The organism is Pseudomonas sp. JC1203, assembly GCF_056175065.1.
In genome coordinates this window covers 186471-209600 of sequence record NZ_JBWCAM010000002.1, presented here as the reverse complement: position 1 = coordinate 209600, position 23130 = coordinate 186471, and the positions used below count along the sequence as shown (strand labels likewise).

The window sequence follows — 23130 nt, the reverse complement described above, 5'->3', positions numbered from 1 at the left end:
CAGCCGGTTGATCTCTTGTGCTCTTTTTTGAACTCTCCCGATCTTGCTATTACACACACTGTCGCAAATGACGAACATCGGATGTTGGATGGCCCGCTTTCCGCGCTTGGATGAATGAGTTACGAACCCAGAGCCGCAGCACAGCTGGCAGTCGAAGCATCATATATGTGACAGCAGTGATCGGCCTGTATGCACACCGTATGGCGGCTGGTAACGCCCGCACCAGTTCAACAAAGGGTTACCGCCTAGGGCTGCCCAAAACTTAACCCAGAGTCCGAGATCAGATGACCACTACTTGAGATGTAGATGTTTTGACTGGCTCATGCGCCCCAAACTTTCAAGGCACATGAGATTACTGCTCCAACTAGAAGCGAAGAACCAAATACAGCACCACGTGCGCGCTATTTCAACGCAATCAACGCATCCACCAACCCCTTAGCCCCCTCAATATGATGCAACGCCGACCAAACCAATCCCTTCGAACTCCCATCCCCATCAGTCAACTCATAAGCCGCCTCATATGCGCATTTCAACAAATGCGACAAATGACTTAGTGCATCATCCAGGCTTATCCCAGGGTTCACACTAAAAAACGCCTGCTGCCGAGAGTCCAGCATCCCGAAGGGCAGGCTGGTTGTTTCCACTACGTCACTCACGATAAAAATTCCTATGAAGATAGACCGTGTGGCCAGCCAACAAGGCATAGCCACGGAAAACTCCAGTGAGCGGGTGACCAAACCCGGCCGCTGTGTAAGCGGCGAGGGGAGGTTAGTCATCTGTTCGGTAGGGCACAAGCGAGAAAATGTAAGCTAATTATTCAGTTATCGGCGAATTTGTAGGCAATTTCTGAGGATAATTCTGACAGTATGACACTTCGAGAATGCACGCTTATTTACTCGGCACCCTATGCCGCGCATACATCGTAGTAGCCCCCCCAGAACCACCCCGGGCCTGCAACTCAAACGCCTGCGGATAAGCCTTGATCAAATCACTCAACTTCTTGAACCCATGAGTCCGAGGATCAAACTCCGGCCGCAGCTTCGTAATGTTAGTGCCCAGGGCACCCAACTGCGCCCAGCCATCCTCATCGGCAATGTCGTCCAGGATCTTGGTGATAAACCCAATGGGCGCCTTGGGCTTCTTGGGTTTTTCTGCGGCAACCGTTTTAGCGGCATCCGGCACCACGGCTGACTCAACCGATGGTTCAGGGCTCAGCGCCGGCGGAACTTCCTCACGCAGCAGTTCGATGTAGATGAACTTGTCGCAAGCGGCCACGAACGGCTTGGGCGTTTTTTCCTCGCCGAAGCCGTACACGGTCAAGCCTTCTTCGCGGAGCCGTGAGGCCAGGCGGGTGAAGTCGCTGTCGCTGGACACCAGGCAGAAGCCGTCGAAGCGTCGAGTGTAGAGCAAGTCCATGGCGTCGATGATGAGCGAGCTGTCGGTGGCGTTCTTGCCCTTGGTGTAGGCGAATTGCTGGATGGGCTGGATGGAATGGTCGAGCAGCACTTTTTTCCAGCCGCCCAGTTGTGGGCCGGTCCAGTCGCCGTAGATGCGTTTGACGCTGGCAACGCCGTATTTGGCGATTTCCTCGAAGAGGCCTTCGACGATGGCGGCTGGGGCGTTATCGGCGTCGATCAGGACGGCCAGGTGTTTTTGGGTGGTGCTGATTCCGTGGGTGGCCATTGGGCGTCCTTGATGGCGTGGGGGCTGGGGTTACAGTACACCATGGTAGGTGTGGTGATGCGGCTGGCCAGCGCAGCCTTTGGCAGCGGCTACGGGATTGGGCGCTGGGTGAAATGTTGGCGGTGGTTGCCCAGGTGGTTGTGCAGATTTCGCGTAGCGGCGCATAAGAAGCTCGCTGGCAAGCCAGCTCTCACAGGACGCCAGCCGGCGCGAGATTGCAGAGGTTTGGGTGGAGCAGACCTGTGAGCATCTGAAGATCAACGGAAAACCTCAAAATGTTGATTTCACTACCTTTTCCACAAATTGACCGTTAATGAGCGGAAATTTTTCTCTGAGATCGACGAGAATTCCACTCATTAAGGAGGGAGACGCTCCTGGCCGCGTCCCATGCTTTTTAGATCGCGGGATTTAGCAATCGCCAGTGTTCATTACGTTCTTTGAGGGTAATCAATACAAACTGCTCTAGATCAATAAGTTTCAGATTGCGCTCTAGTAACAAGCGCAAGTAGAAAAGAGGCAGGCTTTGGAAGGCCTCGCTGAGGTTTAGGTCTTGGAGGGGAGGAGGTTGATTTTCTGTAATGTGAACTTTTGAAGCAGGTGAAACATTACAAGCTGAGAACCAATTAAAACTAAAGTCACCAGAATTTTTGGAGAGTTTTGGGCTGAGCAAAAAATTGCTGTGCAGCCGAAGAAGGACCTTCCTAGCTATATCGTGAAAGGTTTGGTGTCGTATTATTCCGCCCGCTATGACTATTCCGAGGCATACGTCGTAACGCAATATCAATTTCGGTGTAAAAATTTCTGTTTTAAATGGGTTGTAGACCGGGAACCCTAGGTCTAAGTAACCTAGTCGAAGGTGGGTTACTCTAATGTTTTGCATTTAGGAACCCTTCAAGAAAACTCTGATAGGCGATGCACTTAAGTACCTCGGAGAACCCGGATAGCCTCATTGCAATGGCAGGGTCTGAATTATTCAGTACTATTCGGCTTAACTTTCCTATTGAATTGGGTGCAAGTGAATAGCAGTAGCCAAATTTTGAAATGCTATCAATTATTGGATCGGTCAATTTTTCTGCGTTATCTGAGGAGATCGCGTGAAACATAATGATTGCGCAAGCTCGCTCCAGAGCGTTGCTGATTACAGCGCCAATTTGAAAGCTTGCCTGCCAGCTTAGTGTCTTCCATTGAATATTGCGGGCTCTTGGAGCACTCATGAAGAACGACGCGATCCCGCCGGAATCGCACTGTGCGTGAAGAAATAACTCAAGTATGTACTTAAATGCTTTGAACCGTTGTTGAGCGTTATCAGTGTTTTCGAGTTTCATTGTGTCAGTCAGGTTTTGATAGATTGCTTTAGCGGTACAGGCAATATTCCGAAGGGTACTTTCGGGTAAGGAGGTGCGAAGCGAAGCGGGTTTGCTGGTTATGTAATGCATTAAGTCGATAGTTCTGGGAGGAAAGCAATCCAGCAACCTGTCGTGAGCACTACAAAATGGGCATGCCACATGGCGCCAAGCCTTTAGAAACCGTAATGCATGGTATTGCTTCAAATATGATGCCAAGCACTCCATGCATACGAAGTCGGCCACAGTGTGCGGTATAATCCAGTAGTCCTGAGGTGTAACTATATTGGGAGGAAGCGCGGCGTCGAATTGACTGTTGGACTGGTCAAAATCAGGGTCCCCCTCGAGTTCATAGGACCTGGATTTATAGCCTATAGCTTTAGCCGTTTGAACAGAAAACGGCTGCCTTGTTAGGAGTGAAGAAAAAGATTCCTCTTCAAATGTTGGCAGCAAAAAAAATCCTCCCGCTGTCTTCGATTAGCTGTTCAAGCTTTTTGCTGGCATAAATGCCTAGCATACTTGACTGGTGATTTAGTATTAAATTTATAACAAGTTGTTGCGTGTGGCGGATCAAATTACCAGTGTTTCCTTGGCAGTGTTGGTAGATCTGGTTTTGGTATTTTGGCAAATTCAGCCGCACACCATATAAACTCAGTACGAGATCGGATAATGTTGCGAGATAGGCGTTAAATGACTGGCCTGGAGGCCACTCATCAATATGAAGTGCTCTGTGCTCGGGCCAGCTGGATATCCACGGTACGTTTGGCAGGTACGTATTGCCGAGAATAAACGATGTCCGCGGGAATTCCTTTGCCAACGTGGCCCATTGACTCATGTGCGTGGAAATATCTTTTTTTTCTACAACCCCGTTGAGAAAATCGTCAACGATGACAATTTCTGGCTTTGCCATCGCCAAAAGTGTACTAATGAAATAAGGCAGTCCAGAGGATGATGTGCATCGTGTACTGTCGGACGGTCTAAATCCGTAATAATGAAGTAGCATTTGGTATGGCGAGTGGAGGGAAAAGTCTTGACGGTGCAATACTACAATATTTGCGCTCATCAATTTCAATTCCTCAGTTGCACGAGACAAAACCATCGAAATCCCGCTTCCTGATTGTCCGCACACCAATAACGGAAATCTCAAGCTATTAGATTTATGATACAGTTGAATCTCGCGAATCCACTGCGAAATCTGGGGAGTTGGTAGTTGCAAGTCATCATAAATTGACTGAATTACTTTGCGAAATTTATCCAAGGGCTTATCACTATGGTTTTAGTGAGGTTGCATAAGGGATATTCCATAGTGCGGTGCAAGTTGGTAAGCCTGCCCTATGATTTCTGCAGTTACTTTTTCCTGCCCGCTACGTATCGCTTCAGCTGCAGCTACTTGGATTATTTTTGCAACATTATCCATGATGCCTGCTGATGTTTTGAGTATCATTTTTGAGTTTTTCTCATCCCATATTCTTGACTCATGTTTTATCGGCAAGGTGCGTTCGTAGGCTAGTAGAAAGGAGCGAAAACTTTCGTCAAGCTGCCACTTCTGTAGCGGCCACTGCAGATAGCGCCTCTCGAGTTGGGTATCCAGCCGAAGTGCTTCGCTCGCCTTCTCAGTACCAAAAGCAAAAACACTGAGATTGAATTGCTCCCCCGAGAGATTTTTTAGCAGAGATAAGTTTGCTCGTTGCTGAAAAGGTGTCAATGTAAGAGCGTCGTGAATTTCGTCAATTACAATGCCTTTAATGTTGTTGTGTGCCACGGTTCGTGCGAACTCCTTTGAGGCATTAAAGCCACTATATTTTCTGGTGAGCGGGATGGCAAACGCCTGAAATAGTAGCTCGCGAAAATTATAGTTTTCAGGCGTTTGCCGCATGCTCATGAAAACTAGATTGCTCGAGTGCGTGGAGCTATTTTCTTTAATTTTATTGATTAAACTAGTTTTTCCATACCCACCTTCGCCCCAGACTAGCATGCAAGGAGCTTGAATTTTATTTTTGGACTGAAGCATGAATTCCATTGATTTCAGAATGGAATCCACAGCTGGATACTCGAGAAATACATCTTCTAGACAGATCGCAATTCTTTGTTCAGGCTTCAGTTTTAACAAGTGCTTCCGCGACTCCCTTATATGGGTGTCTGAATATGTTGGATTAGTTTTGTTGTCGGATGATTCTGTCATCATTAGTTCCATTTGGGTTGGAGTTACATTCATAGCAATCGTTACAATGAAAGTGGGTCGGTAAAACAATCGTTTTGTGGTTATATTGTCTGAGGCCATTCAATCTGTTGCGTCGAAAAGCGTTGGAGGCACGGAAAAATTTACGTTATCTTGAGTGTTGTTATGCGGCTGATGATTGATTAAGTCCGGGAAGAGACCTTTGGGCAGTCCCGAGTTTATGGTGTGGTTGTGCTGCCGCTTAGCCTCCGCAGCGTTGTTCATCGCGCTGGCTGCGCGCGTGCTTTTTTTGCTCTGTTTCACCAAGTCGTTATTTTTTTGGACTTGGCGGAGAGCATCAGGATCAGTGATAGTTCCCGGTGGATCGGACTTGTTGAATTCCCGGTTGCATCTATAACTTTCATAGCTTATAAAATCATGGTCGCCGGTTATTTTTGGAACTTTTACATAGTTATCGCCCGCTTTGACCCAGATTTGATCTAGGTTGTACGGATCAAATTTTACTGTGATTTTTCCGCGACCTTGAAACTTGCTTATGTCGGGGGAGTAATATCTGTTGGCATTCATGAGGATGCCGCGATTGTGCACCGGTTTCTGCTGCTCTGGCAGGAAGTCGATATAAAGTTGCTGGGGGTTGGTAATCAGTTGCGGAGCTGCGTTTTTGGAGTTGAAATATCCATCCCAAGTATCTTTTGGCGATTTTTTGAGTTCTGTGTGCACCGTGCCATGGTAGATCATGACCTGCCCTGCAAACCAAGTCACGAACTCGCTGAATGTAAGTGACGATAACTTTTCACTGTTGTAATCACCGCGCTGTTGAGGATTCGAATATGTCGCGCCGGGCAGAAAATGTACGGCTGTAGTCATGAACGTGCCAATCAAGCGTTCGATGTGCCCTCCCATGTGTTTCTTATAAGGTTTTCTGTATTCTGGTTCAACTCCGTATTTGCGCAGTGCCGCGCGAACTGTTAAGGATCTGAACTCCTTAGCATTGTCCATCATGAGTATTTGCGGCAGGCCGTAGTAAGGGTACTCCACATAATCGGGGCCGCTGAAAAAATAGCCCATTTTTTTAGGGAGCGCGGCCATCCCGAAACTTTGCTGTACCGAGATCAACGAGGGCGCAAACATTGAAATGTAGTAGCCAAGAATAACGCGGGTATATATATCAATAATCAAAGTAACCCAGGGGCGGCCGACAATTATTGTCCTGTCGTGCTCGGCGCGCAGAAGCAAATCCACCCTTGTATGGTCGACTTGCGCAACGCTTAGCGGGGCGTCCGCTTTCACTATTCCAGGCCGCGGCTCATATTTCTGACGTGCTGCATCCGGGCCATTTTTTTTCATTTCAATTTCTTTTGGGTCGCGCATTTTGATTAATCGCGTAACGGTTCCGAGGCCTGGACATTGCAACCCCTCATTGAAACACTGTGCCTGAACCTGTTTCCAAACCGCTGAATAACTTGCTGCTGGTCCGTTGTAATATCTTTTAAAGCACTCAGAAATTATCTCACGTGCACGCTCACTGATTCTGAAATAGCCCACTTTCGGTCCAGTGGCTTGGCAGGTGATGCTAGTTGGGCCAAAGTCTTCACTGTAACGGCTAGCGAGTTTATAAAACTGGCTTTTTTTTAGGCTTAATAGCTCAGCGCTTTGGTTTGCGTTCAATTCGTTTCTTCTGAATCGCATAATCACTTGAGCTCTTTCAGCAGCTTGCACTAAACGTGCTGCTACTGAAGGATCTGCTGGGTCTAATCGAAGATTTTCGACGTGCTTGGATGTTGACCTGGGGATCGCCCTGATATCACTTATGGTCACATCGTATGACGAACCCGACTCGTATTCCCTTACAGTTAGGTCTTCAGCGCCAAGCCTTTTAGAAATTACAGCAAGCACGCCATGTACGATTACGTAATCTCCAATTTCTAAAAGCTGATCCACTGCGAATCTCCCTCTCTCTCCAACCAGGCTTACCCACATTGAATCACGAATAACGGTACACTGAAGCTGATGTGTACCATTCTAGGGGGTCTGCAATTGAGGAGTCACGAGGCAAAAAACAACGAAATAATTTTCGGAAAACCTTTGAAAATCAACATATTGAAGAATTATGCACGCCGCGCATTGAGAAATGATGTGTAAACGTGATATCCCGATTAAGGAGTATGATGTGCCAAGACCACGTAAGCAGCAGGTTGACTACTTGAAAGTGAGGGCGGTGGCCATGACCATCGCAGGCGAGGCAGGTATTTCTAGCACCGGTTACGCTCTGGCTCGTTGGTTTGAGCAATTCAACGGTGTAGAAGCAGGATCTCTTGATCCAAAACCGTGGAGGTTGTTCTTGAGGGGGCATCAGCCTCAGCATAGCACTTTCAGCCAACTCCTTTGTATATGCCCTCAAGCAGTTGAGGTATATAGCCACCCACTGTGGTCCCTTCTCAGAGAGAACTGTGACGCATCTACGCGAATTGAAATCCTCAATACTTACGGAATTGCGCCTGAGTGCCTATGTTATTATTCGTTAAAAGAGCTACAGAAATACCGCAGCTTCGATAGGCTAGCGATAATTGTTGCGACAGTTAGCGTGCTGGGTGAGTACCAAGGCTTTCAGGTGTATCAGGATGCTCTTGATAGCTTTGCGCAGCTAATCATCGAGCAGAAGTGGAGTGGGCTGCAAGAGGAGTTGTCTGGTTTAGTGTTTGGCGCTGTAGAAACGGCAGGGGTACTTGGCTTTGAGTCTGCCTGTTTTGAAGTACGTGGAACTGTGAGATTCTGGAGGGTAGTGTGCGCAGGCTACTTTAGCCCGAGAGGAAGAGATAGTTCGGATGTTTGGCTTACATGGCGCGGTGTTATCAGGGAGATGGGCTGGCAGGATCGCTTGGATCTTGCAAATCATTTAGATGCGAGACAAAATGGAGGGCGGGCTGAGAATGCAAATGGCGAGAAGCAACTAAAGCGCATAGAGAGAAAAGTATATAGATGCTGTCCGCGCACATCTACAGCTTAATGGATGCACGTAGTGCTTCTAATGCTTGCTTTTGCGACGACCGCAAAGCTTCATTATTAGATTGACAGTTTGCCAGTTCATTTTTCAAATTTTGTATAGTTAAGCATAGCTGGGTAACAATCACCCTGGCTTCTCCTAGTGATTCTATGCTGAAAAACCTTTCAGCTATTGCAGAGGGTTCGTCTACGTAAAGGTGGTGACTAATAAGCAGGTTGCTAGTGTCGACGTCTGAAACACTTGGGGAATTAGCGGTTTCACTTTGCGCGTTAAGCGACTTTACCATTCGTAGAATTGTAGTTTTGGAGCCTTGGTTTCCCAGTTCTGCTCTAATGGAGTTTAGAGTTGCTTTCATGCCTCTAGCCTTCAAGCGTTGGATGGCCCGTGCAACATCAGTTTCGGTTATTTTGCTTTTCATCATCTTGCACTCTGCAGTGTACGACTCTAAACATTATGCCTAAACGATATTTTCAAGTCAATGCCGTCAAATTTATGGCTGACATGTGCATGAATCGTCAACCTCAGGTGATTATGGCATTAGGCCGTTACTTGGCTACTGTATTGAGAATGTGGATGGGATGTGTGTGGCTGACTATTACGCAACTTTTTGTGAATACCAATGTTATTTGAATAGGCATTCCCACTAGCATTGTACGCTATCGCTATAGCGAAATCTTAACCGTGGCGTTGCCTGACGTTTACCGTTATCTGGTTACCTTCTGCCCCTGGTTTCGCCCATCAGCATGAGTGGTTATTGCATCAGTCTGACTGCCCGCGTCGTTAATCGGCTGTCGCTTTATAATAGGATGCGTTAGTAGCTTTAGAGGTTGTCTGGGATCTTCCGTGTAAGCATCCAAGGCCGATTGTGTCAGCTATTATTGATAGTCACGGTGGATCATTCAAGGATTTGTCATGGCGTACACTGCGGCCTTGGGGCTAAGCCCGAACATGAAAATTTACCGCTACATGGACTTGGCCAAATTTCTCTCGTTGATTCATCAACAGTACCTGTTTTTCGCCAAGGCTAGTTCCTTTGAGGATCTGCTCGAAGGCATGCCCACGGATCTGGATAGCTTTATGGGCAGTGGTATGGCGGACACGCTCGAGCATGTGGTCAACGGGGTGTGGCCCGCGCCTAGGGGATCTGATCGCTTAGCACTGGACGAAAAGACTGCTGCCAACCGTGCTCGCGCTCAATTTGATGAGCGAACGGTGAATACCGTATTGGGCCCAGTGCGGGCCGGAGACTACCCGACGCATTTAGCTATCTTTGAGGCGGTTTCGCACTGGGTGGATGTGAGTTGCTGGCACACCGATGCTGGCGGTGTGGAGAGTATGGCCATGTGGAAGATTTATGGCGGGGGTACGGCGGCGGTGTGTGTTCAATCGACCTTAGGGGCGGCGGTCAGCTCCCTGCACTGCCCCGATCATTTGGACCTTCATGCAGGCATCGTAAGTTACCGGGATTACCAAAATGACCTTGTCGGCAGCGATGACCCCAAGCAGGTGTTTTTCCAGAAAAGTCGATTCTATGAGTTCGAAAAGGAGCTTCGGTTTATCATGTACCCATCGGGCTCTGTGGACCCTTGCAGCCGACGTGCGGAGGCGGGCAGCAAGGTCGCTCTGGATGCCAGGAAGTTAATCCAATCGGTGTTGATCTCTCCTGCGGCCAGTCCCTGGTTTCGAGAGCTGATTGAGTTAGTTTTGTGCGAAGCCGGGTTCACGGCACCGGTGGCAGATTCCAAGATACCTTTTCGGCGAAATTGATGGCTTTTCCTGAGCAAGGAGGCACGGGCGTACCGGCATATCGTTTCTGCTGCCGGAACGCACGCCACAGCAGTAGAGCGCCTACCTCCATGCAATGCCGGTAGGTCTGTTCAACCGTACTGCCGAGCGAGATCTCGCGCTCATAGGTCGTCGCCACAACCAGACACAAGGAAATATCTGCTATGAGTGATGTGCCGGAATTAGCCGGTGGGCAGTGGACTATTCATCCCTATAGCGTGATGGAGCCTAACGCCTTGCGTGCGCAATTGGTCGCGCAGGGATATGAGAGTCAAAGACTGCTACCAATTTTGTGTGATCGAGTATGCGCATTGCTGCAATGTTGCTATCCCCTGCACTTACTGGCGGTGGTTGCGATCAACGGGTTGCAGGCGCCGGTTGACGACCAAGGTGTGAGGTCTGAAGGGTTACTGAAGGGCATCTCACAACCGCATGTTGAGCTATTGCAAGCGCTGATCTTGACCTTGCCCGTTGATCAATGGGGGCACCGTCCTGCTGAGCCTGTCGAGGTTCAGCAACTGATCGACGACTTGAGTGCACTGGCAGACGCCTTCTATCACGCTCGGTATGTCACATTGGCTAAAGCGACTACGACGGAAGAACGTGCGCGACTGTTGCTGCTAGAGCGCGTGCGTGGACACACCCAATTCGTCCGGAACTGGGGGTACCACGGCACAGTCCTGCGCATCGCACGCGAACTCTACGGCCCGCTCGACAGTGACGTAAAAGCGGTCTATGGCTTTAGCGCAACTGATCTGATCGACATCGCTAAGGCCGCACTGGTCGATGTCGAGCAGCGCGGCTCTGCGCGGCTGCAGCGGCTCGTCGCTGTATTACGCTGCGAAACTCTGGACGATATGGTGCGCGCTTTTTATCGTGAGGGCGATTTTGCTGTAGGCGATCCCGAGGAGTACCTACAGCATTTACCGGACACGGTCAGTCGCGAACAAGTGGCCATGAACTTGTGGGCTCATGCTGACCGGCAACTGGTCCTGTTACTGGTGGTGGATCCTGAGCGCATCGCAGTCGCGGCGGGGCGCGATCAGAAGATCGTGCTTCGAGCACTGGACCAGTTGTCTTATACGCCGGGGAGCTTGAGTGCTGACTCCATTTTGCATTTTTTTATGGGCAACCCTATCTGGTCAGCACCCTGCATCAAAGATGGAAAGGAGTATCTGCTCCCTATGCCGCATTTGGTCTTCAGTCAGATCCACATAGTCATGCGTACACTGTTGGAGCGATTGCCACCGGCGGTGAAAACGAAAATGTCCCGGACTCGTGCCGAGTACTTGGAAACAAAAGTCTGCGAGTTGCTGCGCAAAGCTTTGCCCGCTGCCCGGGTACAGGCAGGGGTTAAGTGGTCCATTGGCGCAGACCGTTACGAGACGGATGTGTTGCTGGTGCTCGACCGCACAGTTCTCATTGTCGAAGCGAAGTCTGCGGCGCTGAGTGCGCAGGGGTTGCGGGGAGCGCCAGAACGGGTCAAACGCCATGTTCAAGAGTTGCTGGTTGACCCGGCTGTCCAGTCCGCACGTTTGGAGGAGGTGATCGACGCTGCGCGGGACGGCGATGCCGTCAGCCAAGGCATCCTTACCCCGCTGGAGATTGATGCGACAGCTATCGACCAAGTGATTCGACTGTCGGTGACCCTTGACGATTTTTCCATTCTCGCCAATTGCGAGTCGGTGCTCAAGGGTGCGGGTTGGGTGCCGGCATCCTTGACACTGGCTCCGACCATGAACCTCGCCGACCTAGGCTGCGTGGTCGATATTCTGGAGGAGCCGGCGTACATCCTTCATTATCTAGCACGCCGCGGTTCGATTCAGCGCTCTGCAGAGCTGCTGGGTGACGAGCTGGATTATCTCGGGTTCTATTTGCAAACCGCTTTTGGAATGGGGGATGTTGCACGTCCTGGCACAGCTTTCGCCATTTCCGGTATGTCTGCGCCCATTGATCGTTATTACACCAGTCGAGATGCCGGAGTTGATCTTCCCAAGCCAAGGCTGCAATTGCCCGAGTCAGTGCGTTGTGTAGTACGGGAGGCACAGCGTCGGGGGCGCCAAGGGTGGACGACAGTTTGCATGGCCTTGCTCGACATTGCTTACCATGCTGGTGAAAACCTGGACGACGACCTCTTGTCCCTCGCCCAAGCGATGGCGACCAACCCCAATGATGCTGAACAGCCCCGTGGACTCGCGATCGTGTCGGCCCCCTACAGCGATAATGTGGTGGGCTTTTATGTCTACCCGCAAGCGCGCAGCGGCACGCGTCGCGAAGAAGCGCTGACGTTCGCTCAAGATGCCCTCGCTGACTCCGGCAAGACGCGTTGCGTGGTCGTGGGACGTATGTTGGAAACCTGGCATGCGCCTTACGAGTTTACCGCTATGTTCCTTGCGGACTGAGTCTCTCACGCTCGGCTCGGCAGCTACATGTATCGTCACTTCGATCACCCCCTCACTGAGCGACGGGTTCCCAGTTCGCCGCCAAACCAAGCGTTGACCGACTTTGCCAGCAAATAAGCGGAGTCGGGCAAGGTACACAATGTCACGCCCACTAATCGCACCAGGGCGGCAAGGTGGATGGCGCCGGCCTGCCTGGCGGCGTGTGGGGCAGGTTGATTTCCTTTGGGCAGCGGATATTGCCGAAGCACAGACGCCGGTGGGTTTTCCGGGCCGAAGATGGACCGCGATGCTACACGCAGGTCCTGCACTGCGCGCAGATCTTGATGGGGCGAGGCCGGTCCGCAGTGCTCGCGCTGTTGTGCACGGCGGTGATGTTAGTGAAGGTGGATAAATTTGTTCTCAGCGACCGCGGGCGTAGGATCGAAGGTCGCGCGTAGCGCCAAGAATTTCGACATGCCGGCCAAGGCAAGAATGGCCGGTCCCACCCCCTCCGCTAGCATCAGGCCGTGCATTCAGGCCAGGAGGATTATTGCGACGAATTCCATCATGCTCGGTCCGAGCGCTTCTCTCATATGCCTTTCTTCCGCGATAGTGGAGTGCAGCAAAATGGTGAGCGATAGTCGGGGAGTCTAGGCGCAGGTGTTAGCCATCCTCGCCTTCGTCTTTGCTGTCCTCTGGAGGAGAGGGGGTGTTCAACAACTCGCTGGCACGACTACCAAGCAGCGCACCTGCCTGAAAGTAGCCCATTACCGTGCTGACGCTGCGGTGCTCGGTCATGGCCATCACCTCGCCCAGCGGGACGCCCTGGCGGCCGGCTTCGGTAACGAACCCCGAGCGCAGGCTGTGCGCCGCCCAATCTCCCTCAAGCCCGGCCAGCTGAGCGCGGCGCTGGACGATCCGTGCCACCTGGTCGCCCGATAACCCTGTCGTGCCCACCTTGCCGCCCTTGAACAGCCGCCGAAACAGCGGGCCGCTGCTAGCGGGAGCTGCCGCTAGCCAGGCCGTCAGCGCTTGAGCTGCCGGGCCGCGCAGCGGCTTTTCACGGCGCGTGCCGCCGGTATCGGTTTTGGTCGCGCCCAAGGCGTACAGCCAGGTGTCGGCGTCCAGCCGGCGCACGTCGCCGACCTGCAGTCCCACTACTTCCGAGCGCCGTCGACCGCCACCGCTCCAGGCCAGGAGGAGGAGGGCGCGGTCGCGGATTCCGCGCACGCCATCGTTGCAGGTCGCGAGCATCGCCTGCAGGGGTTCGAGCACCACCGCGGTCTTCTTGCGCACCGCCACGCCTTGCCGCGACTGTGCTTTGCGGGCTTCACGCAGCAAGGCTTTCACCGCCGGCGCCTCGGTGGGACTGTCCCAGTCATGCAGTCGGTGCCACTTGGTCAGCACCGCCAGCCGATGGCTGACGGTGTTGTAGGCCAGTGCCCCGGCTTTGGCTTTGACCCGGGCGCTGACCAGTGCAGCGTCGATCGTTGGCGGCAGCAGGTGGGTCCAGGTGCCGTCGGCGAGCGGCCGGGCCAGGTGGTCGAGGATGAATTGTACAGCCACCGTCGCCGGCAGCGGTGTCTCGCCCAGCACCAGGCCATAGCGCAGCTGCAGCCAGGCCGACCAGTAGGCGAGGGCGCTGCGATAGCTGCGCACCGTATTGGCGGCCGTACCGGCGGCGACGAACGCTGCAGCCGCTTCCTGGGCGCTAAGCGCAAGAAAATGAGGGTCCAGAGGCGGTTCATCGAGCAGTAAAAACTGATCTGTAATATTTGTTACGTTCAACGCATTATAATTCCAGTTTCGATAATATAACGTCGGATAACATTTCATTATCATACCTAATTGCGGAGAGCTGTGGCCATGGCCGTAGGTGTACCGGAAAGCGAAGTGTTTGCTGCAGCGGATGCGGTGTTGGCACGCGGTGAACGGCCTACCGTAGAGCGCGTGCGTGGTGAGTTAGGAAGGGGTAGCCCGGCTCGGGTCGGCGCCCTGTTGGATCAATGGTGGGAGCAATTGGCCGTGCGCCTGCGTGGCGAAACGCGGCTACCCGGCTTGCCTCCGGAAGTGGCGCAGGCGTTCGTTGCCATTTGGCAGCAGGCGACCCTCATGGCGCATGGTCTCGCCGAGCAGGCACTGGATACCCAGCGTCAGGTGCTGGCCGAGGAGCGCGAAGCGCTTAGTGCGCTGGATGCCCGCGCCAGGCTGGAGGTGGCTCAGGCACATAAGCAGGCGGCTGACGCCGTCACCGCAAGGCAACGCGTAGAAACGCGTTTGGCCGATCTTGAGCAACTGCTGGTCCAGCGCCAAGCGCAAATCGAAGACCTGCGCGCGCAACGCGACGAGCTGCAGACGCAGCGTGATGAATCCCAAGCGCATGTGGCCGAGGTCCGGCAGCAGTTGCACGATAGTCGCGAACAGGCCGAACAGGCGCGCCTTGAGCAACAGCGTTATACCCGTGATGTCGAAGACCGCGCCTATCGTGAGATTGATCGAGCTCGCGAAGAGAGCAAGGGCCTGAGCGCCCAACTCAAGGACAGCCAGGGCCAGTTGCACGGGATGCAACATACCCTGACGGTAGCGCAGAAGGCACTGGCCGAAGCGTGTGAACAGCGCAGCACGGCTCAGGCGCAGAGTGTGGCACTGTCCGAACAGCGGGATCAGGCACGCCTCACCGCCCAGCAGACGGGCGAGCAACGCCAGGTCTTGCAGGACCGTCTGCAGCGCGTGGAGGTGGAACTGGGGGAGGTGCAGCGTAGCGCGGCAGCCCACGAGGCCCGTGCGGAGACCCTGGACATGCAGTTAGGCCAGCTGCGCGATGCCCTGCAGCAGAAACGGCGTCAGCGTTCTTGACCGGCGTGAGCCGCAGGAGCGACTTACCTTCCAGGACTAGCGCCAGCAATACCTCAATGACCTTACCCACGGCGGCGGTGAATGCCGCTTACCGACCATGCTGGACGAAGCCAGCGTTGGCTTGCACTGCCAGAGTAGACAGCCCATGAATTTCAGCGAATATCAACAACACGGCTGGGCCGCCTATGCGGCCTTGGCGTCCACGATCTCCAGCATCTTGGCCGCTGCGATCGAGACTGAGGGTGGTTACCGTCTCCAGCTTGTCAAAGAACGCGCGAAAGGGGCCAACTCTCTGCTCAAAAAGCTGCAGCAGCGGGGGATTGCGGACACCACGCAGCTGGAGCATGAAATCAAGGATCTCGCCGGTTGCCGCACAGTGTTTTACACCAACAGCGACGTTGAGAAGTTCATCCATTCGGGCATCATCCAGCAAAACTTCGAGGTCCTAGAGGTAAAGCTTCACCAGCCGGGGAGGGAGGTCAAGGATGCGGCAGACTTGTACATCTCCAACCACTATCTGGTGACCCTCACCGAGGAGCGAACCAAGCTGCCAGAGTATGCGCGATTCGCCGATATGCGCTGTGAAATCCAGATCCAGACGATTCTCAACCACGCCTGGGCGGAAATGGCCCATGACACGATCTACAAGGCACCTGATCTGCATGACTTTGGCAGCAGCCAGTTTCAAGGGATCAAGAATCGGCTGCAGAAGGTTGCCTTGCAGCACCTGGTTCCTGCGGGCTATGAATTCCAGAAAATTGCGGCTGACTTCCAGCGCCTGCTTGACGGCAAGGCGCTGTTCGATGGAGACGCCTTGGAAGCCATCGTCAGAGCGGCGGACAATAATCAGCGGGTGGAGGCCCTACAGCGTTTCGCCGAAGGTGTCCTGCCATTTTACGATGACCTACCGGCCGTCTACGGCGATGTCGTAGCGCGGCTGCTGGCGGCAGCAGATCAAGCCAAAGCCACACCTGCCGTTGACATCGAAACACCATACGGCTCCCTACCCGCGAAAACGTACGCAGGCGTGCTCGGGGCTATCGCCGACATCCTTAATCAATACCGTTATGTAGACCCTGAGCTGACCTTTGATGGCCTGTGTAAGCTCTATTTGTCGACCGACACAGACACGGAGCGCAAACCACTGATGCGGCTGGGTGAAGCCCTGGCTGGGCATCATCTAGATCTCTGGAAAAGGCATGGCCCACTGGTGCAATGTGTACTGGTGGAGCGCATTGAAGCGTTCGGGGACGACGTCCGCAAGCAACTGCTGCCGCTGTTGGTGGCCTTGCTCAATGAGGTTTTAAGCCTGGAAATCCGAGGAACGTCCAGCAGTTTTGAGGGGGTCGTCATTCGCCGCGCAACCGTTGTAGCGAGCGAGCAACTCAGGATTGCGCGTCGCAAAACCGTTGCGCTTCTCGCCAGTCTGTATTCCGCCTGCGCAAGCGAGACGCAGCAACGAAGTGTCCTCGTGGCGATGGATGCAGCGACCTACGGTCCGCGGGAGACCGGCTTCACGCGCGAGCTTGCTGCGATCGTACTCGCCGATACGCTCTCTGTACTGGAGTTCTTGGTAACCATCGCCACCACCCTCAGCTATCAATCGCTGCAAGCTACAGAGGAGCGAGTGCTCCACAGTTTTTGGCGCTTCGCGCAACTTCCCGACTACCTCGCTGAAGACGGTGATTTGCAGGCAGCGGGTGAGCACGTGCGCATGGCTGCGCTCAAGTTTCGCGACGTGGTTAATGCTATGCCGGACTACGTAATTTACAAGGTGCTGGTTGGCTTCAATTCGGTCTTCCCGCCCGCCTGGGAAGAGCAAAGTTTTGATTATGAGCAAGCTGCAGCTTACCGGAAGGAGCAGATTGAGCGCTTGTATGAGCAGGTCGATGCGCCAAGTGCTGAACTCTGGTTTGAGCGTTTAAATCGCTTTGCCCAGACTGAATCTGACGACCTGGCGACCTTCCCAGAGTTCGGTCAGTTTTTGGAGCGGTTGGCCGAGGACAGAGCGGGCATTGTTGGGTCGTTTATCGAGCGGAAAGACAGTAGCCTGATGAGGTTCCTCCCGGCAATGCTCATAGGCCTGGCCCGCAGCCAGGAGCGCGAGCATGTTCGGCTGAGGATCGAGTCATGGTTGGACCATGGTGAGCACATAGCTGCGATTGGCTGGTATTTGCGGTTCACTGATCGCTTCGACAAAGAACTGCTTTGTCGCACACTGGTCAGTGCGCAGAGGCACGATGACGTAGACGGTCTGAGAAATGTCCTGCTAGCCGCTGTTTCCCAGTTTGCCACCAACCCTGACAATCTGATTGACGGGGCGTTCTTGCCCGCACTGAAAGGACTGGTCGAACTTGGCAACTTCAGTTGGGTCGGGCAGGCCTGGTTCTCCTGGCTGAATAACAACTTGATCGCGTCCCTCGATGAAGCGCAGGCCGGGGTGGTCTTGAACGCGCTCATCGGCTATCCGGAACTCGTTTACGGGGCCGAATACATCTGCGCCTCGATCGCCAGGCGGTGGCCTGGTCTGGTCGTGCATTTTTCTGGTGAACGGCAGCTTTACGCAGAGCGTGAAGACGCACCGTCACGCTATGACGCCTTACCGTTCAATGTGTTCCAGCTGCGGGCACCTCTGGCTTTGGTGCCTGGCCTGATGCTGACGGCGGCTCAGGGGTGGTTCACGCGTGCGCCAGGCAGCTTTGAATTCGACGGCGCAAGGTTGTTGGCTTCGGTCTTCCCAGAGGTGACAGGTGACTACGCAGATATGCTGAGGGCGTTGATCGCAAGCCAGGAGCTCAGCAATCTGGCATTTGTGTTGAAGCTGCTGGGCGCTTATGAGGGGCGTGATGGTGTCTACCCCTTAATGCGAGAGGTCGTCGCCTTGCTGCCAGAGCACAGTGATTTGCTGGTGTACGCACAGAGGGTGCTAACGGCCTCGGGTGTGGTGTCCGGAGCGTATGGTTTCGCCGAGCGGTACGCCGAGCAGAAAGCGCGACTGAATGAATGGCTGGCTGACGAGCGGGAGCCGGTCCGATCCTTTGCCAGCGGCCTGATCAATCGTCTCGAGCACCGGATTTCTGCAGAGAATCGAGCCGCCCAGGCCTCTATCGCACTAAGAAGACTGGAGTGGCCAGACGAAGGATAAGGCGACCGAGGAGTAATTAGCGCTCTGAAGAATGTGCGCGGACTCAGGTGTCGTCGTCATAGAGCGTGATGCAAAGCGCTGTGCCCGTGCTCGAGTGCTGATCCTATTGGGTTTTGTCGTGCCCTGCGCGGCTGCGCACTATGCCGACTGCACGTAGAGCACATCGTTGAGAGGCCCGGTTAAGGGCTGGAGATCTTCCTACCCAGCAGCAAATCCGATGGCGACAACCGCGGCCGGCTGCTGGGGGCGGCGGCGCTGAAACGCTGGTGCCCGGTGGACGCTTACCAGGCGTGGCTGGTCGCCGGTGGGCTCAAGGAAGGTCGGTGGTTTCTGCGGCCATTTTGGTCCCTACCTGAGTGAGATTGAGGCCTCCAGCACCGCCGCCGTCAAATGGTTCGATCCGGGTGATGGAAGAGTGGTGCGAGCCACTCCTGGGCTATCACTCTTACTCTCCCAGCCGTCGCCATGCTTCTTCCGCGTTTGCGCTGCTGGTTGCGACCCTGCGTTATCGCGGGTGAATAGGCCTGGCTGCCGACGTGACTGTGGTTTCAAAGCCGCTGCGTGGAGATGGGCAATGCGATTAGCTCCACACGTTAAAGCTAAGCCGTACCACGCAGCTGTCGAGAGATCGCATCCAAGTCGTCCCAAGGACAGCGCTGTTCACACTTTATGGGCGTTGGCTGGAGCGTTAGGACATTGAGCTCAACCCATTCCAATGCCTGCCTTCGGTCGGGGTGTTCACATGGGCAAAAGGAACGCAGCGGCGTTGCTTATGACCAGAAACCTCTGTGCGATGCCGCTGCCTCGGTTTCCAGCATGGGTCCCAGCACGCTGACCTGGCGCTGGCCGCGGGCGAACACCTCGCGACAGGGCAGGGAAAATGTCGGGTTCTCGGGGTGGTCGCCCGTAAGGTTCAGGAGGGCATGCTCGGACAAGGCGTAAACCACCCGACCAACGCCGGTCCAATACACGGCGCCGGCGCACATGCAGCAGGGCTCTGCGCTGGTATAGAGCGTGCAGAGCGCTAACTCATCGGGGCTCAAGCGCTTGGCGGCACTGGCCACTGCGACCAACTCGGCGTGTTGCGTAGGGTCACCCTGCGGCGGCATTGAATTGTTACCCGCTTCGGCAATCACGTTGCCATCGCGGTCGGCTACCAGGGCGGCGAAAGGGTGGCGGCCGTTCTGCCTGGATCGCTCGGACAAGCCGATTGCGCGGCGCAGTAGCTCAATATCCAGGGCACTGGTGCCAGCCGGGATGATGGGCGTTGGTTGGGGCATGGGTAGACTCCTGGCAGGTAAAGTAACCACGGCTCACTCGGCCATGTCGGCGGTTTGAGGCGCAGTGGCATTGATCGTTGTTTCACTGGGGTTGAGCAACACGTTCAGCACGATAGCGGTGATCGCGCCGAGGAAAATGCCGCTTTGCAGCACGAGCTTAAGGGTGCCATTGGCTTGTTCGAACAGGGCAGGGAACGACATTGGCAGCACGCCGATGCTGATCGAGACTGCCACGATGATGCCGTTACGCGTGCCCTCGAATCGCACCTGCGACAGTGCCTGGATACCCGCCACCGTCGTCATGCCGAACATCACCACAGCGCAACCGCCCAACACCGGAGTGGGCACTGCGGCAATCAGCGCACCTAGCTTGGGGAACAGCCCCATGACCACCATGATCACCCCCGCAGCGGCCACCACGAAGCGGCTCTTGACGTTCGTAAGCGCGATCAGGCCCGTATTCTGCGTATAGGCGTTGTAAGGAAAACTGTTAAACAAGCCGCCCAGCAGGGTCGACAGCCCGTCGGCGCGGAAGGCGTTTCCCAGGGTTTGTTGGGTGATGGGCCGGCCGGTCAATTTGCCTATTGCCAGGCAGTTGCCGGTGGTCTCCGCCATGATCACCAGCATCGCCAGCGTCATGATCAAGCCAGGCACCAGGGCAAACTGTGGTTGGCCCAAGGCCATTGGCGCGCTGATGTCGAACCAGGCCGCCTCGCTGACGCGGGTGAAGTGCGTCATGCCACAGGCGGCGGCGATCAGGCTGCCGGCGAACAGGCCGATCAACACGCTGAGGTTGCCGACAAAACCTGCGCAGGTGGCGTAGACCACTAGCGTCACGGCCACCGTAGCCAGGCCAAGCAGCAAGTTGGCGGCGCTGCCGAAATCGGCGCCGGCCGGGTTGCCGCCGCCCAGCCAGATAGCGGCGGCGGGCATCAACGAAATGCCGATGATGGTGATCAGGCTGCCAATGACCACGGGCGGGAAAAACCGCAACAGGCGGCTGAACACGGGCGCCAGCGCAATCGTGGCGGCACCGGAAACGATGACGGCGCCGAACACCTGGCTGAGGCCGAACGTTTTGCCAATCATGATCATCGGCGCCAGGGCGATGAAGGAGCAGCCTTGAATCAACGGCAGGCGTGCACCGAACTTCCAGAAGCCCAGTGTTTGCACCAGCGTGGCCAGCCCGGACGTCAGCAGGTTGGCATTGATCAATAGCACGATCTGCGCTGAGGTGAGCCCCAATGCGCTGCCCAGAATCAACGGCACGGCGACGGCGCCGGCGTACATCACCAGCACATGTTGCAGGCCAAAGATGAGCAATTGGCGTAGCGGCAGAATTTCATCGACGGGGTGGGTCAGTGGAGTGCTCAAGTGCTTTTCTCCCGAGGGCGCCAGGGTGAGGTGGTTTGGCTGGGCAGGTATGGGCCTGCTGCCTGGACAGCCCCATGATTGAGTGGCAGAGTCGATGAAACAAATTGGCAGCCATCGTTTTTTTCGATGGGTGAAGGGAGGGCAGGCGTTGCGTTTCTCACTCGAGCAGTTGCTGACATTCACCGAGGTGGTGAAAACCGGCTCGTTTTCCGCCGCTGGCCGCAAGCTGGGCAAGACCCAGTCCACCATCAGTGCGGCGATTGCCAACCTGGAAACCGACCTGAACGTAGCGTTGTTCGATCGCGACAGCCGCACCCCCACGCTCACGGCCAGCGGGCAAAAACTCTTGGTGCAGGCGGAGGCGGTCATCGAGCGTTGCCTGGGCTTGGAGTCACACGCCGATAGCCTATCCGACAGCATCGAGCCAAGCCTGACCCTGGCCATTGAGACGCCATACGGCCCATTGATGCCGGTGCTCAAGGCCTTCGAACGGGCCTTTCCCTACGTTGACCTAGTGGTCCGTCACGCCGTGCACGGCGATGTCAGCGAACTGGTGGGCAGTCACGATGCGCAACTGGGCGTGGCGTTTTCACAACCCGGGTACGCCAAGGAATTGGCCTTTCAGCAGATGGGCAAGCTGATCATGTTGCACGTGTGCCATCCCGACCATCCCTTGGCCCAGCTTGAGCATGTGCGCTTTGACGATCTGCATGTGCACCGTCGGCTGGCGTTCAGCGCACACACCAGCAAGCTCCCCAGCAGCGAATACCTGCGTTCCACCCAAGTGTGGCAGGCCGAGAGTTACCTGGCGTTGCTGGAAATGGTTCGCGCGGGGCTGGGCTGGGCAACCTTGCCTCGGCAATTGATCCTGCGCGAACTGGCAGCTGGGGAGCTGATTGAATTGCAGCTACAGGCCTATCCCCACACGGACTGGCACATCGGCGTGGATCTGCTGTGGGCCCGTCAGCGTCCGCTGGGCAAGGCAGGGCGCTGGTTGAAGGAGTGCCTGCAAGCTCAGAAGGTGTTTGAGCTGGATCGCAAGGGGCAGACGACTACCTTGTAACCCCCTTGGCGCACGCCAACACGACCACCCTCGGAGTATATTTCACCTGCGTCTGCCAGGGGCGAGGGCTGACCCCAACAGTTCTGCCTTCAACATCCAGGGAGCGGAAATAGCGCCGATAATGGGCGCATACAAAACCTTGAACCCCACGAACGCCAGAAATGGAAGTGAATGAATACTTAGCATCTGCAGCGTTAGCCACGTCGCAGGGACGATGATGACGGTCATCGCCAAGGTCACAATCAGTACGCGGGGCACCACGGCAAAGGTAGCCAGAAACGAGGGGAGCCACTCTCTCTCCTCTGGCCTCCAGGGCTCGACGATGCCGCGGTGTAGCCGCTTGCGTGTGATCAAGGACAGCGCCAGCCCCCCTAATGACGTCAGAATGAACACTGTTGGAAGCAGGTCCATGGCGACTCCGCTTGCTCCCCATATCGGTATGGTGGGTATCTGCGAGAACAACAGAATCGCAAATACTATGGCCAAGCACGCGTTGAACCCGCAACCAATCAAGGTTTCACGCCGGATATAGTATTTCGCTGAAACAGGCAACGTGTTCATATCAATTCCCTTGTTGTTTTTGGATGCTCGGGTCGATTGGTCAAAGCGCTCAGCATTTTATTTTCTGCAACAACCGCAGCAGGCTATGTCGTTCCAGTTCAGTCAGCGATGAGGTAGCGAACAGATCACTAGCCTTCGCTATGGGGCTGATTTGCTGAATCACGAGTAGGCCAGCAGCGGTGGTATGGAGGTGATGGAAGCGTTTGTCCCCTTGATCCCGGGCTTTATGAATCAGGCCTCTCTCCTCCATTTTTTGGAGAAGGGGAACGATTTGGGGAGCATCAATGCCCATCAAGCGAGCCACTTCTGCCTGGCAGGCGCCGTCATATCGTTGGATGAGCATCAGTGCGTAGAACTGCGAGGTCGTCAGATGCAGTGCACTCAGTTGTTTTGCCAAGTGCTGGGACAGCTGAATGTGGGCACGCCTGAGTGCGTATCCCAGGGCATCATCCAAGCTTGGGTGGCTTGACGTCTGC

Annotated in this window: 18 protein-coding genes; 6 read left to right on the top strand and 12 right to left on the bottom strand. The window is 54.7% G+C overall.

All coding sequences use genetic code 11. The features are described from left to right. Window positions 1-401: 401 nt before the first annotated feature. The 6 genes from AC0SZ7_RS04120 to AC0SZ7_RS04095 form a co-directional block, all read right to left on the bottom strand. Window positions 402-656 (bottom strand): DUF3077 domain-containing protein, encoded by a 255-nt coding sequence (locus AC0SZ7_RS04120; RefSeq protein WP_475503151.1) that lies wholly within the window; start codon window positions 654-656, stop codon window positions 402-404. Window positions 657-888: 232 nt separating this feature from the next. Further along, the gene (locus AC0SZ7_RS04115; RefSeq protein WP_475503150.1) at window positions 889-1683 is read right to left on the bottom strand and encodes an NYN domain-containing protein; all 795 of its coding nucleotides are present in this window, start codon (window positions 1681-1683) and stop codon (window positions 889-891) included. Between the two features lie 866 nt (window positions 1684-2549). Next, complete coding sequence (locus AC0SZ7_RS04110; RefSeq protein WP_475503149.1) at window positions 2550-3008, bottom strand: hypothetical protein; 459 nt, start codon at window positions 3006-3008, stop codon at window positions 2550-2552. 454 nt (window positions 3009-3462) lie between these two features. Next, window positions 3463-4284, bottom strand: coding sequence for a hypothetical protein (locus AC0SZ7_RS04105; protein WP_475503148.1), 822 nt, complete (start codon window positions 4282-4284; stop codon window positions 3463-3465). A gap of 18 nt (window positions 4285-4302) precedes the next feature. Continuing rightward, window positions 4303-5208, bottom strand: a complete 906-nt coding sequence (locus tag AC0SZ7_RS04100) for a TniB family NTP-binding protein (RefSeq protein WP_475503147.1) — start codon at window positions 5206-5208, stop codon at window positions 4303-4305. A gap of 99 nt (window positions 5209-5307) precedes the next feature. After that, window positions 5308-7146: a transposase gene (locus AC0SZ7_RS04095; RefSeq protein ID WP_475503146.1), complete on the bottom strand. Its 1839-nt coding sequence runs from the start codon at window positions 7144-7146 to the stop codon at window positions 5308-5310. Window positions 7147-7429: 283 nt separating this feature from the next. Between AC0SZ7_RS04095 and AC0SZ7_RS04090 the strand changes: the two genes are divergently transcribed. After that, complete coding sequence (locus AC0SZ7_RS04090) at window positions 7430-8212, top strand: hypothetical protein (RefSeq protein ID WP_475503145.1); 783 nt, start codon at window positions 7430-7432, stop codon at window positions 8210-8212. Here AC0SZ7_RS04090 and AC0SZ7_RS04085 read toward each other — a convergent pair. Next, window positions 8202-8627: a DNA-binding protein gene (locus tag AC0SZ7_RS04085; RefSeq protein WP_475503387.1), complete on the bottom strand. Its 426-nt coding sequence runs from the start codon at window positions 8625-8627 to the stop codon at window positions 8202-8204. The two genes, AC0SZ7_RS04090 and AC0SZ7_RS04085, sit on opposite strands and share 11 nt — an antisense overlap. Before the next feature lie 494 nt (window positions 8628-9121). On the opposite strand from AC0SZ7_RS04085, the gene AC0SZ7_RS04080 reads away from it, so the two are divergent. Next, entirely contained in the window at window positions 9122-9976 is an 855-nt protein-coding gene (locus tag AC0SZ7_RS04080; protein ID WP_475503144.1) for a hypothetical protein, read from the top strand. 182 nt (window positions 9977-10158) lie between these two features. Then, window positions 10159-12396: a hypothetical protein gene (locus AC0SZ7_RS04075; protein ID WP_475503143.1), complete on the top strand. Its 2238-nt coding sequence runs from the start codon at window positions 10159-10161 to the stop codon at window positions 12394-12396. 642 nt (window positions 12397-13038) lie between these two features. Here the strand turns inward: AC0SZ7_RS04075 and AC0SZ7_RS04070 are convergent. Then, entirely contained in the window at window positions 13039-14163 is a 1125-nt protein-coding gene (locus tag AC0SZ7_RS04070) for a site-specific integrase (RefSeq protein ID WP_475503386.1), read from the bottom strand. A 78-nt stretch (window positions 14164-14241) separates the two neighbouring features. Here AC0SZ7_RS04070 and AC0SZ7_RS04065 point away from each other — a divergent pair, with 78 nt between their 5' ends. Further along, complete coding sequence (locus AC0SZ7_RS04065) at window positions 14242-15231, top strand: DNA-binding protein (RefSeq protein WP_475503142.1); 990 nt, start codon at window positions 14242-14244, stop codon at window positions 15229-15231. Window positions 15232-15376: 145 nt separating this feature from the next. Further along, a complete protein-coding gene (locus AC0SZ7_RS04060) occupies window positions 15377-18376 on the top strand; it encodes a hypothetical protein (protein WP_475503141.1) in 3000 nt (999 codons plus the stop codon). Between the two features lie 770 nt (window positions 18377-19146). Here AC0SZ7_RS04060 and AC0SZ7_RS04055 read toward each other — a convergent pair. Both AC0SZ7_RS04055 and AC0SZ7_RS04050 read right to left on the bottom strand, forming a co-directional pair. Beyond that, a complete protein-coding gene (locus AC0SZ7_RS04055) occupies window positions 19147-19656 on the bottom strand; it encodes a nucleoside deaminase (RefSeq protein ID WP_475503140.1) in 510 nt (169 codons plus the stop codon). Window positions 19657-19689: 33 nt separating this feature from the next. Continuing rightward, window positions 19690-21030, bottom strand: a complete 1341-nt coding sequence (locus AC0SZ7_RS04050) for a nucleobase:cation symporter-2 family protein (protein ID WP_475503385.1) — start codon at window positions 21028-21030, stop codon at window positions 19690-19692. A 148-nt stretch (window positions 21031-21178) separates the two neighbouring features. Between AC0SZ7_RS04050 and AC0SZ7_RS04045 the strand changes: the two genes are divergently transcribed. Then, the gene (locus tag AC0SZ7_RS04045; RefSeq protein ID WP_475503139.1) at window positions 21179-22093 is read left to right on the top strand and encodes a LysR family transcriptional regulator; all 915 of its coding nucleotides are present in this window, start codon (window positions 21179-21181) and stop codon (window positions 22091-22093) included. A gap of 42 nt (window positions 22094-22135) precedes the next feature. Here AC0SZ7_RS04045 and AC0SZ7_RS04040 read toward each other — a convergent pair whose 3' ends face one another. Together AC0SZ7_RS04040 and AC0SZ7_RS04035 are read right to left on the bottom strand one after the other, a co-directional pair. Continuing rightward, complete coding sequence (locus AC0SZ7_RS04040; protein ID WP_475503138.1) at window positions 22136-22654, bottom strand: hypothetical protein; 519 nt, start codon at window positions 22652-22654, stop codon at window positions 22136-22138. Window positions 22655-22703: 49 nt separating this feature from the next. Continuing rightward, window positions 22704-23108, bottom strand: a complete 405-nt coding sequence (locus AC0SZ7_RS04035) for a MarR family winged helix-turn-helix transcriptional regulator (RefSeq protein ID WP_475503137.1) — start codon at window positions 23106-23108, stop codon at window positions 22704-22706. Between the last annotated feature and the right edge of the window lie 22 nt (window positions 23109-23130).